The organism is Streptomyces sp. NBC_00252 (genome assembly GCF_036187565.1).
Classification (GTDB): domain Bacteria; phylum Actinomycetota; class Actinomycetes; order Streptomycetales; family Streptomycetaceae; genus Streptomyces.
This window is the reverse complement of sequence record NZ_CP108087.1, coordinates 9953290-9965265: the sequence shown is the minus strand read 5'-3', so window position 1 is coordinate 9965265 and position 11976 is coordinate 9953290. Positions and strand designations below refer to the sequence as shown.

At 70.2% G+C, this 11976-nt stretch carries 7 protein-coding genes; 4 read left to right on the top strand and 3 right to left on the bottom strand.

Going from position 1 to position 11976, the window contains the following annotated elements; translation table 11 throughout:
- The first annotated feature begins 4 nt into the window (after positions 1-4).
- Positions 5-2731 carry a glycosyl hydrolase family 95 catalytic domain-containing protein gene (locus OHT77_RS44265; RefSeq protein ID WP_328834043.1) on the top strand — a complete coding sequence of 909 codons (2727 nt, stop codon included), beginning with the start codon at positions 5-7 and terminating at the stop codon, positions 2729-2731.
- A 159-nt stretch (positions 2732-2890) separates the two neighbouring features.
- Entirely contained in the window at positions 2891-3925 is a 1035-nt protein-coding gene (locus OHT77_RS44260) for a Gfo/Idh/MocA family protein (protein ID WP_328834042.1), read from the top strand.
- Between the two features lie 288 nt (positions 3926-4213).
- Here OHT77_RS44260 and OHT77_RS44255 read toward each other — a convergent pair whose 3' ends face one another.
- Positions 4214-5656 carry an amidase gene (locus OHT77_RS44255; RefSeq protein ID WP_328834041.1) on the bottom strand — a complete coding sequence of 481 codons (1443 nt, stop codon included), beginning with the start codon at positions 5654-5656 and terminating at the stop codon, positions 4214-4216.
- 91 nt (positions 5657-5747) lie between these two features.
- On the opposite strand from OHT77_RS44255, the gene OHT77_RS44250 reads away from it, so the two are divergent.
- Together OHT77_RS44250 and OHT77_RS44245 are read left to right on the top strand one after the other, a co-directional pair.
- Positions 5748-6383, top strand: a complete 636-nt coding sequence (locus OHT77_RS44250; protein ID WP_328834040.1) for a TetR/AcrR family transcriptional regulator — start codon at positions 5748-5750, stop codon at positions 6381-6383.
- 342 nt (positions 6384-6725) lie between these two features.
- Positions 6726-7970 carry an NAD(P)/FAD-dependent oxidoreductase gene (locus tag OHT77_RS44245; RefSeq protein ID WP_328834039.1) on the top strand — a complete coding sequence of 415 codons (1245 nt, stop codon included), beginning with the start codon at positions 6726-6728 and terminating at the stop codon, positions 7968-7970.
- Positions 7971-7993: 23 nt separating this feature from the next.
- Here the strand turns inward: OHT77_RS44245 and OHT77_RS44240 are convergent, their stop codons facing one another.
- Together OHT77_RS44240 and OHT77_RS44235 are read right to left on the bottom strand one after the other, a co-directional pair.
- Entirely contained in the window at positions 7994-9499 is a 1506-nt protein-coding gene (locus OHT77_RS44240) for a cryptochrome/photolyase family protein (protein ID WP_328834038.1), read from the bottom strand.
- A 461-nt stretch (positions 9500-9960) separates the two neighbouring features.
- Positions 9961-11973, bottom strand: coding sequence for a S9 family peptidase (locus tag OHT77_RS44235; protein WP_328834037.1), 2013 nt, complete (start codon positions 11971-11973; stop codon positions 9961-9963).
- Between the last annotated feature and the right edge of the window lie 3 nt (positions 11974-11976).

Sequence of the window (11976 nt, the reverse complement as noted above, 5' to 3'; positions counted from 1 at the left end):
TTCGATGAGACAGCGCAGACTCTTGCGCGCGTTACTCGCGGTCGTCTGCATCATGACCGGGACGGCGGTCGGCCTCTCGGCACCCGCCGTGGCGGCGACGACGGACGCCGCGTTCGACTCCGCCACCGGAGAACTGAGCGTGGACCGCGCCGCCTACATGTCCAAGCACGATCTCGTCTACAACCGGCCCAACACCAACCCGCTCCAGGGACTGACCGTGGGCAACGGCCGGATGGGCGCCATGGCCTGGCAGAACAACGGGCTGACCATGCAGGTGTCCGGCGTGGACACCTCCCAGCAGACCGCGTTCGGCGCGGGCATGCTCAACCTCTCCACCTCCCCCGCCCTGGAGAGCGGCTACAGCACCTACCAGCAACGCCTGTCTCTGTACGACGGCACGCTGACCACCAAGTACGACGCCAACCGCACCGTGACCGTGATGGGCGCGCCGAACTCGGAGGTGATGGGCGTCCACGTCGAGGACTCCCGCTCCGGGGTCTCGGCGGTGACCCTCGACCTGAGCCTGTGGGACACCTCCCAGCTGGGCAACAGCGGGGACGTCCCCGATCTCAACACCTGGAAGACGGTGGCGACCTACGCCGACTCCACGGGAGCCGGACTGAGCCGCGGCCAGACCGACGCGCAGAACTTCGGCTACACGCTGGCCGCGTCGGTGGAAGGCACGCCCTACACCGCGCGGGTCGTCGACGGACGCACGGTCCGCCTGACGATCACGCCCTCCAGCAGCTACACCATCTGGTTCACCGCGAGCAGCCGGCTCAACGCGCCCTCGCACGACTCGGTGGCCCAGGCCAAACGGGCGCTGGCCGCGGCCAGGAGCCGTGGCTACAGCGCGACACTGAACGACTTCCGCTCTTGGTGGCACGACTTCTGGGGCAAGTCGTTCGTGCAGTACTCGGGGCTGTCGGGCGATGCGGACTATCTGGAGAACGTCTACTACCTGAGCACCTACATGATCGCCGCCGGCGGATACGGGACCAACCCATTCCACTTCATCAACGGCGTCTTCCGCGCCACCGGCGACCAGACCAAGTGGAGCAACGCCTACTGGTACTGGAACCAGCGCGATGTGTACAACTCCTTCCTCGCCTCCGACCACGTCGATCTGCTGGCCGGCTTCAACCGGCTCTACAGCCGCAACGCGGCGGCGCTCAAGGCGTACACGAACACCCGCTACAACGTCGACGGGCTGTGGGTGCCGGAGACCATGGGCTGGGACGGCAACGCCCGCGGCACCGTCAACAGCGACTACACCAAGAACATCTGGTCGACGGGCACCGAGGCCGCGTACAACATGTACCTCCAGTACGCGTACACCAATGACTCCGCCTATCTGCGGGACACCGCCTATCCGTTCATGCGGGACGTGGTGAAGTTCTACGCGGCGAAGCTCTCCGTCGACTCGGCGGGCAAGTACTACGTGGCGACCTCGAACGCCCACGAGACCTACTGGAACGTGCCGAACGCGATCACCGACCTCGCGGCGGTGCGCACGCTGTTCCCCCTCGCCATCCGCGCGTCGCAGTCCCTGGGTGTCGACGCCGATCTGCGTCCGCAGTGGCAGCGGATCCTGGACAGCCTGATCGCCTATCCGTCCACCTCGGACGTCTACCTCCCGCACACGCCACCCCTCGCCCAGACCCGCAACGACGAGAACGTCGCCGGCGAGATCATCTGGCCCTACGACCGCACCGGCATCGGATTCCCGGACCAGCAGAAGGCCGTGAACACCTTCAACGCCCGCCCCTTCCCGTACGACAACGTGTGGGCCAACGACGCGGTCCAGGCGGCCCGACTCGGGCTCGGCGACCAGGCCTACCAGGGCATGAAGACGATGCTCCGCAAGTACCAGACCTATCCCAACGGCATGACCGACAACACCAACGGCGTCTTCGAGTACCTGGGAGTGCACCTGACGGCTCTCAACGAGACGCTCCTGCAGTCCTACAACGACAAGATCCGGGTTTTCCCCGCGCCGCCGAGCGACGCCTCGTTCGTGGGACGGTTCACCTTGCTGGCCAAGGGCGGGTTCACCGTCAGCTCGGAGCGTGAGGCCGGCGAGGTGAAGTACATCGGGATCAAGAGCCGGTACGGCAACTCGACGCGGGTCGTGAACCCGTGGGGCACCCAGCAGCTCCGGGTCCGCCGGGTCTCCGACGGCGCCACCGTGCTCACCACCAGCGCGGCCGAGTTCGATCTCTCGACGGCCGCGGGCGCGGTGTACGTGGTGGAGCGCACCGCGAAGCCGCTGTCCTCCTACAGCTCCGTACGGCTGTCCGGATCCGCCAACCAGGGCGAGAAGGCGCTGAGCGGCACCAGCTCCACTCTCGGCCTGTCCCAGAACCCCCACCCCATGGTGAACAACACCCAGTTGACATACGACAGCAACTGGCACGCCACCAGCGCACGCGGGTACGGCGACTACAACGACGACACCCATCACAGCACGACGGTGAACGCGGTGGCCCAGTACACGTTCACCGGGACGGGAGTCGCCTACCTCTCGGAGCGCAACGGGGACATGGGTCCCGTCGACGTCTACCTGGACGGCGCCCTTCAGGCCACGGTCGACCTGAAGGTGTCCGGCGCGCGTCAGGTGCAGCAGACGGTGTGGCAACGGTCCGGTCTGACCCGGGGCACGCACACCATCCGGATCGTCAACCGGAGTACCTCGGTCGGGATGGTGGACGCGCTGCGCATCACGCCGTAGGCCCACGCGACCTGCCTCTGTGGACGGCCTCCCGCTCGTTCGGAGACCGTCCACAGAAGTTCGGTCACCCCAACTCGACCTCGCAGAAGCCGAGTTCGGGCCGACAGGCACTCCACACCTGCCGACAGACACTCCACAGGTGTGCGCCACACTCCCCACATGACCACCGAACTCCGTATCGGCATCCTCGGTGCCGCGTCCATCGCGCCGAGCGCGCTGATCAAGCCCGCGCGGCAACACCCCCGTGTCACGGTGACGGCTGTCGCGGCTCGCAGCAGGCCACGTGCCGAGGCCTTCGCACGCAAGCACGACATTCCCGTGGTGCATCCCACCTACGAGGCCCTGCTGGCCGATCCGCGGATCGACGCCGTCTACGTGCCGCTGCCGAACGGCCTGCACGCGGACTGGATGCTCAAGGTGATCGACGCGGGCAAACATGTGCTGTGCGAGAAGCCGTTCACCGCCAACCGCGCCGAGGCGGAGCGGGTCGCCGAGGCCGCCGACGCCGCCCACGCGCGCACCGGTCTGGTGGTGATGGAGGCCTTCCACTACCGTCACCACGCCCTGGCCGCCCGGATGCGGGAGATCGTGCGGAGCGGAGAGCTGGGCGAACTGCGCCGCGTGGAAGCCGAGGTGTGCTTCCCGCTCCCCCGCTTCAGTGACATCCGCTACGACTACGGCCTGGCGGGCGGCGCCACCATGGACGCGGGCTGCTACAGCGTGCACGTCGCCCGGCTCCTCGGTGACGAGACCCCGGCGGTGACGGGCGCGCGCATGCTGACGCTGCGCAAGGACCCTCGCGTCGACCGTGCCATGGAGGCCGATCTCGTCTTCCCCGGTGGAGCGACCGGGCATCTGCGCGCCTCGATGTGGTCGCGGCACGTGCTGTCGATCCGGGCACGCGCGATCGGTTCGGCGGGCGAGCTGGAGGTGACCAATTTCCTGATGCCGCAGCTCTATCACCGGTTGACGATCCGCGGCCCCCGCGACGCGGGCCGACGCACACTCCGGCGCGAACGGGTGGCCCGGCAACCGTCCAGCTACGCCTGCCAGTTGTCCTCGTTCGCAGCAGCGGTCCTTGACGGCGCTTCAGTGCTCACCTCGGCCAGGGATGCCGTCGTAACCATGGGCGTCATCGACGACATCTACCGCGCCGCCGGCCTGCCGCCGCGCGGCGAGCCCGGCCCTTCCTAGAACCGCCGTGCCGTTTCGCTGTCCGGCCGGGCGCGATCCGCGCCTCGCGCCCGCGACGGCTCTCCCTCGACGCTCTGCTCACCCTGTCCGCCACCACGTTCGGCCGGCACTCCGGCGGCGGGGCAGCGTCGAAGGTACCCGTGTGCGCGGCGGCGCCCGAGTGCTGCTCAACCGGATGCTGCTCGGCCATACCGCGCTCAACTCCCCCGACACGGACCGGCCGAGTGACGACACTGCGGCGAACTGAGCGAGTCCGCCGCGGAGTCCGGGCCCTCCGAGGCGCCCCATCTACCGCCCGGCAGCCGGGACTTCGGGGCGAGGACCGATGGGTGTGAACACGCCGAGGCGGTCCTCGACCTCCTGGGCAGCGGCCAGGCACAGGTCCTCCCGGAACGCGCGCCCGATGATCTGCACGCCGGACGGCAGTCCGTCGCTGACTCCGGTCGGCACGGCGACCGCGGGCACGCCCACGAAGCTGGTCACCGTGCACAGGCGCATGCTCTCGGCGACCCGCTCCCGCCCCGCTTCGTCGCGTGACTCCAGTCCCGGCTCGACGGGCGGCTCGGTGAACACCGGTCCGAGCAGCAGCGGGAACTCGTCGAGGAACTCCGCCCAGGAGCGGCGGATGCCGAGCCAGGTCCCCATCAGCTTCGTGAGCTCTGCGGCGTTCGCCGGAGGGGTCTTCTCCATGGCCATCCGGATGTAGCGGTCTCCGCCCTCGCCGAGCAGTTTCCGCACCACCGGCCAGGTCGGCGCGAATTCGGTCACGGTGATCCGGCCGTATGTCTCGAGTGCCTCGTCGAGCCGGGGAACGTCCGCCATCTCCCGCACGTCGTATCCCGCGTCGCGCAGCGCGTCCGCTGCCGCCCTGACGGCCCCGCGGACCGTGGGGTGGACGCCGCGACCGCCGGGGTCGACAACGAGCGCGACCTTGACCGGCCCCGGCAGCGGTTCGCCGTAGAGGGGCACGGGTACGGCTCGTGGGTCCCGTGGGTCGGTCCCCGCCAGCGCCTCGTACGCCAGCCGCAGGTCGGCGACCGTACGGGCCAGGGGTCCGTCGGTGACCAGCATCTGTGAGGCCGGCCCCGGGTCGTCCGGCCCGAGGATGCGATGGTCGGCGGGGAAGCGCCCGGTGGTCGGCTTCAGCCCCGTCACGCCGCAGAACGAGGCCGGGATCCGTACCGATCCGCCGGAATCGTTGCCGAGTCCGAGCGCGGCCATACCGGTGGCGACGGCCACTCCGTCACCGCCACTGCTGCCGCCAGGGGTCCGGCTCCGGTTCCACGGGTTGACGGTGTCGCCGAACAGCTCGCTGCGGGTGTGCATCCCGGCCAGGACCAGGGTGGGCATGTTGCTGTGGCCGATCGGTATGGCTCCCGCCGCGCGGAGCCGGGCAACCGGGGGTGCGTCGGCCGGAGCCACCAAGTCGCGGAAACGTGGCGTTCCGAGTGTGGTCGGCACGCCTTCGACAGGGGTGGTCTCCTTCACCGTGAACGGCACGCCGGCGAGCGGTCCGAGTTCTTCGCCCGCTGCTCGCCGCCGGTCCATGCGTGCCGCGGCCTCGCGGGCTCGCTCGGCCAGCAGCTGCGTGACCGCGTTGACCTGTGGGTTGACCTCGGCGATGCGTTCCAGGTGGCCGTCGATCAGTTCGACCGCCGATACCTGTCCGCCTCGGACGGCCGTCGCCTGGGCGGCGGCCGTCATTGCCCACAGAGCGTTCTGCCTGATCATCGCGCTTCCTGTCCCCATGCCGAAGTACTCGTGGGCGAGACCCTACCCCGGAGGCGATACGATCGTATCGAAATAAGGGGAGTGATCGAGCATGCCCAAACAGGTGGACTACGAAAGCCGACGCCGCCGGATCGCCGAGGCCGTCTGCCTCCTCGCCGACGAACACGGACCGGAGGGAGTGAGCATGCGCGACGTCGCCGCCCGCGCGCAGGTCTCACTGGGCGCCGTTCAGCGCTGCTTCCGCAGCAAGGCGGAGATGCTCCTCTTCGCCGTCGACCACGTCGGCGACCGCATCACCGAACGTGTGAGGAACCGCCTGGCCGCAAGCCCGGCCCAGTCGGCTGCGACCGCCCTGGGCCACGCGGCCGACGAGATCGCCCTGCTCCGGGAAGAACACCGGGCCGAGGCACGGATCTGGCTCGCGTTCGTCGCTCAGGCCGCTGTCAGCGAGCCACTCGCAGGCCCGCTGAGAACCAGCTACGCAGCCCTCCAGAACCTCCTCGCCCGCCTCATCACGGAGGCCACCGAGAGCGGTTCGGCCGACGGAGGCACTGCGCCGCCCAACCCACAGCACGAGGCCTGCACTCTGCTCGCCCTCGCCGACGGCCTCACCACCCATGTACTCGTAGGCCACTTGCCCGCAGAGCAGGCCGAGGAAATCCTGCACGCGCACCTCGTCGGCCTCTGGGAACGCCTCGGCACCACCCGCCCCCAAAAAGCCGTCTGACGCTCGGGGCGTTCATCGCATTGGGCCTGCCTTGTCGGCGTTCCACTCTCGGGTGCAGAACATCCTCAGTGACCACGGAGTTGGCCCGCGTCGCCAGCTGACGCGCGCCCCACCCAGGACGACGGCGGACTGGGCGCCCGTGGCCCGGCGTGGGCGAAACGTCGTAGGAGCGATCGAGAAGCCGCTGATGGCGAGATCGCGGCGGCCCTGCGTGGCCACGGCCGGTGGTCGGAACTCCCGGTCCTGGTGCATCCGCCGGACTGCGTGAGCCGGAAGGGAAGGTGACCATGGATGTGATCAGGGGTGCCTGCCCTGTCAGGCGCGCCGGACGGGAGGCGTCGGTTGAGCGGTGGGCGGACGACTCAGCGGTGGGACGTGGTCGTGGTGGGTGCCGGCCTGGCCGGGCTGGCCTGTGCGCACGATCTGAGCGCATTGGGGCTGCGGGTGCGGGTGCTGGAGGCGGGCGACCGCGTCGGCGGCCGGATGCGGACCGACCGCGTGGAGGGCTGTGTGGTGGACCGGGGGTTCCAGGTCTTCAACACCGCCTATCCGCAGGTGCGCGCCCGTCTTCCGCTGCGGGAGCTGCGGCTGCGGGCGTTCACACCGGGGTTCCTCGTGCACGACGGCGGACGGCGACTGCGGTTCGCCGACCCCACGCGCACACCGCGCCAGGCCCTGCGTGCCGTGACCGATCGGCTGGCCGGACCACGTGATCTGGCCGCGCTCGCCGCGCTGACCGGCTTCGACGCACTGGCCCCCGCGGCGCTGGTACGGCGCCACAGCGACACCTCGACCCGACAGGTGCTGGCAGCGGCGGGCTTCACCCGGGGTTTCGTGGAACGGTTCTTCCGTCCCTTCCTGTCCGGCGTGTTCCTGGAGGAGGACCTCTCGACCTCCGGCAGGTTCTTCCACCTGCTGTGGCGGAGCATGGCACGCGGCACGCTCTGTCTGCCCGCGACGGGCGTGGGGGCCGTACCCGAACTGCTGGCGTCCACGCTGCCACCGGGGACAGTCGCCCTGGAGTCGCCCGTGACGGCTCTCACCGACGAGGGCGCTCTTCTCGAGGACGGCCGACTGGTCCCCGCGCGGACCGTGGTCGTGGCCACGGACGCCTCTACGGCGGCCCGGCTGGAACCCGGCCTGACCGTGCCGTCGTACCGAACCGTCACCACGTACTACCACCTGGCGTCCCGCTCGCCACTGCACGAGCCGACTCTCGTGACGGATGTCCGACGGCGCTTCGTCAACAGCATCGTGCTGAGCGAGGTCCACGCCGGATACGCGCCGCACGGGTACGCGCTGATCGCCACGTCGGTGCTCGGCGACGACCGCGAGGGACGGGAACAGGCGACGCGGACCGCGCTCGCCGAATGCTACGAGACCGACACGGCGGGATGGGACCTGCTCACCGCCCGGACGGTGGCCGGAGCACTGCCCGCCATGGAACCGGGACTCCCCCTCAGCCGCCGTACCCGGATGGCCGCCGGGCGGTACGTCTGCGGCGACCACCGGGCCACCGGCTCGGTGCAGGGTGCGCTCGCTTCAGGAGCGCGGGCCGCCCGGGAAGTGGCCGCCGACCTGTTCTGAACCGGTCGGCCCGCGCGCCGGGCTCACGGCGCCTCCTCGTCCCAGCGCCGGTCGGTGGCCAGCACTTCTTCCAGGTTGCCGAGCCGGTCCAGGCCCTGCACTGCGCGGGCGGTGCGCTGGTTGGCGGCCAGCAGGTCGCGGTGGCGGTGGGCGAAGGACCAGTAGCCGGTGGTGAAAGGACAGGCCCGGTCCCCCGCACGGTCGCCGGGACGGTAGGCGCAGCCCTCGCACAGATCGCTCATACGGTGGATGTAGGCGCCGCCCGAGGTGTACGGCTTGGTGGTCATGCGACCGCCGTCGGCGTACTGGGACATCCCGGTGACGTTGGGCAGCATCACCCAGTCGTAGCCGTCGACGAAACAGCGGTGGAACCAGTCGGTGACCAGACGCGGATCCCAGCCGCGCTGGAGGGCGTGACTGCCCAGGAGCATGAGGCGTGGGATGTGGTGGGTCCAGCCCGTGTCGCGTACCTGGGCGAGGACCGTGGTCAGGCAACGGGCGGTGACGGCGTCGGCATCGAGTTCGAGGAACCACTCGGGCAGCGGGGCGTGATGTCCGAGCGCGTTCCGGTGGCGGTAGTCCTCGCCGAAGTACCAGTACAGCTGCCACACGTACTCGCGCCAGCCGGCGACCTGTCGTACGAAACCCTCGACGCTGTTCACGGGGGCCCGGCCTGCGCGCCAGGCCTCCTCCGCGGCGGCGACCGCCTCCCACGGGTCGAGCAGGCCGAGGTTGAGCGAGGAGGAGAGCAGGCTGTGGCTCATCACGGGGTCGGCGGCGAGCATGGCGTCCTCGTGCGGCCCGAACCCGGCCAGCCGGTGCTCCGCGAAGCGGCGCAGCGCGGCACGGGCCTCGGTGCGGGTGGCGGGAAAGAGACGGGGTCCGTCGCGGCCGACGAAGCGGATGCCGTCCTCTTTCTCCCAGCGGTCCAGTTCGGCACGGACCTCGGCGTCGATGTCGTCCTCATCGGGCCGGTAGGGATCGGGAGCACCGAGGGTGGACGCGCCACGCGGCGGTCGCTCCCGGTTCGCGTGATCGTGGTTCCAACGTCCGCCGGCCGGGCTGTCGCCGTCCATCAGCAGGCCCAGCGCATGGCGGACCCAGCGGTAGAAGTCCTCCTGGCGCAGGCGCCCCGTGCCGCGCTCATCGGCCCAGGCCGAAAACGCCTCCTGGGGAACCAGAAAGCCCCGTGCGGGAAGCAGCCGTACCTGTTCCAGGGAACGGACCAGGCCCAGGGCCGCACGCGAGGTGGGGTGGTGCACGGTCACAGAGGCGTCGCCGACCGCCTCGTACAGCCCTTCCCGGTAGGTCTCGGCCCGGATGTACCGGACGCGGTCGCCGAGTTCGGCGGCCCGGTGACGCATCGCGGAGAGCACCAGATGAGCCTTGGCCCGGTGGAAGCGGCGCCGCCGGAACACCGAACGGGCCTCGATCATCACCACCTGGCTGTCACGAGCGGGACCGCCCGTGCCCGGAGCGAGGAAATGCGGTCCGAGCTGGTCGCCGAAGAGCCAGTGCCAGTCAGTCATGCTCACTCCGTGAGGTGGTGGAAACGCCTGGGAGGGCCGGATAAGGCATCCCGATCTGCGTACGGTGCTCCCTCGCGGCGCACCTGCATCTGACCCGGCGTGTCGAGGCAGCGCACCTGTGCGGAGCACTATCTCCCTTGCCCACCGGCGAGGCGAGCCGCGGCCACTGCACGGCATGGAGGGTTCCGGTTCGCCGGTGGGCTGGGAACGTCAGGTGGGCCAATCTACGGCCGGTGCAGGCCCCGGCCAGGGCGACGCGCGCGTGCCCGTCGCCGCGTCGGCAGCACGGTCGTCGATTCGGTGGGACGGGCGGCGTGTTGTTGTGTCGTCGCTCCCTGGCCGGTGCAGGGCGAATCGCCTGGCTGAGGTGGTGGCGGCCGATCCTTCACCGCGACGTGGGCGGACTTGCCGGCATCGGTGATGGCCTGACCGTTGCGCTTCCAGCAAGTCCGGCATGCCGGTCACAGCAGGCTGGGTTGCTGCCATTCGGTGCCGAGGACGTGGTGGTCAAGGAAGTTGAGGCAGGTCTCGTACCACAGGCGTGTGTGGTTCGGCTTCAGGATCCAGTGGTTCTCGTCCGGGAAGTAGAGGTACTTCGCGTGGACTTCGTGCCGCTGCAGTTCCTGGAAGAGCGTGGCGCCCTGCCCGACGGGCACGCGGTAGTCCTTCGCGCCGTGAATGACCAGCATCGGGGTGCGGATCTTGGCGACGTCCAGGTGGGGCGAGTCGGACTCGTACCGCTCGGGGCGGTTCAGCGGGTCGCCGAAGATCCGCTGGAAGTACCAGGGCGCGTCGGTGTCTCCCTGGAACATCCGCAGATCCCACAGACCTGCATGGCTGATGATCGCCTTGAACCGGTCCGTGCTGGTGGCGACCCGGTTCGCCATGTATCCGCCGTACGAGCCGCCGGCCAGTGCGGTACGTGAGGCGTCGATGTCGTGGCGGGCCTCGGCCGCGTCGGTCAGCGCGAGCACATCCGTGTAGGGGCGTCCGCCCCACTGCCCCCAGCCGCGCTTGTGGTTGATCTGCCCGTAGCCGGTCGACAGGGCTGGATCCGGCAGCAGCACCGCATAGCCGCGTGCGGCGAAGGGCCAGGGGTTCCACCGCCAGGTCCAGCCGTTCCAGCTGGACTGCGGTCCGCCGTGGACGGCGACGAGCAGCGGAGCCGGCTCTTCGGCGGACGCACCCTCGGGCAGCACGAGCCAGCCGCGCAGCGCGAACCCGTCGTCCCCCTCCGTGCGCACCTCGGTGAGTACGCCGGGCAACCGACCGACACCGCCCGGCGCGGGCAGCACGGCCGGAGTCTGGTCGGCGACGCCGGCGTCGATCCGGACGGGCACCGGCGGCGCGTCGACCGCATTCCGCAGGGCGTAGAGCGTCTGCCCGTCGGGGGCCACGGTCAGCGAGCCGTACGTACCCGAAGCGGTCAGGCGTGTGACGCCACCGTCCGCATCGCGCCGGAAGACGGGCGCGTGCCCCTGCTCGTCGGCCGTGAAGAACACCGTGTCGTCCACCGGTGAACAGGCCACGCCACCGGGCCAGTTGTCGAATCCGGGCAGCAAGTCCCGCACGGTGCCGTCGGCCAGGTCGATCCGGACGAGAGTCGTTTCCCAGGGGTCGTCGTACGTCGGATAGCGCATCCGGCAGCACACGACGGCTGAGCCGTCGTGGGTGAACCGCGGCCCTTCGTAGAGGTGCTCCAGATCACCGACGACGAGTATCTCCTCACCGCTCACCGCGTCGGCCACCACCACGGCGGTGCGATGCTCGTCCGGGACCCGCCCGGGCACGAACCGGCTGTACGCCACCCGTGTGCCGTCCGGCGACAACGCCGCGTCCCCCGGATCCTCCAGACCGATCCCCTGCCCGCCGGCGTCGACCGGCTCCGCGCCCGCACCGGAACGGACGAAGGTGTGCGGCTCCGCCGGGCCGAGGTCGTGGTCCCATGCACGGGTCGGCCCGGCCTCATAAAGGATCGCGGTGACCTTCGCGTCCTTGCGCGCCGCGCGCAGCCTGCCGTGCGCCTCGGCGTCGGCGGCACCCGGCAGCAGTCCCCCGGTGTGGCACAGCGCACCGGAGTCCCGGGCGACGGTGACCGCATCGATCCCACCTGGATGCCGGGCCACGACGACGGCCTCTCCGCGCGGCGGCAGCGCCCACACCGCGGCGCCCTCGTCGTCGTCCTCGTCGCCGTCCGCGGCGCGGCTGGACAGGAAGTACAGCGTCCCGTCAGGACCGAACACCGGCCCCGACTCACCCTTGTCGGACCGGGTCAGCCGCAGCGCGTCGCGATCCCCGGCCGGATCGATCTCCCAGAGACCGGACACGAACCGCGTCCCGTCCCCGGACAACGTCTGCACGGCGGCTACGAGCCGAGTGCCGTCGACGGACAGGGCAAGGGAGTTGACACGGGGGCAGGCGACGAAGGCGGACAGGTCACGGAAGGTGGACGGGCCACCTGAGGACTCAATCATGCA

Excerpts from the sequence above, each read along its gene's own strand:
- OHT77_RS44265 (WP_328834043.1), top strand. The coding sequence starts at position 5 with ATGAGACAGCGCAGACTCTTGCGCGCGTTACTCGCGGTCGTCTGCATC.
- OHT77_RS44260 (WP_328834042.1), top strand. The coding sequence starts at position 2,891 with ATGACCACCGAACTCCGTATCGGCATCCTCGGTGCCGCGTCCATCGCG.
- OHT77_RS44255 (WP_328834041.1), bottom strand. The coding sequence starts at position 5,656 with ATGATCAGGCAGAACGCTCTGTGGGCAATGACGGCCGCCGCCCAGGCG.
- OHT77_RS44250 (WP_328834040.1), top strand. The coding sequence starts at position 5,748 with ATGCCCAAACAGGTGGACTACGAAAGCCGACGCCGCCGGATCGCCGAG.
- OHT77_RS44240 (WP_328834038.1), bottom strand. The coding sequence starts at position 9,499 with ATGACTGACTGGCACTGGCTCTTCGGCGACCAGCTCGGACCGCATTTC.
- OHT77_RS44235 (WP_328834037.1), bottom strand. The coding sequence starts at position 11,973 with ATGATTGAGTCCTCAGGTGGCCCGTCCACCTTCCGTGACCTGTCCGCC.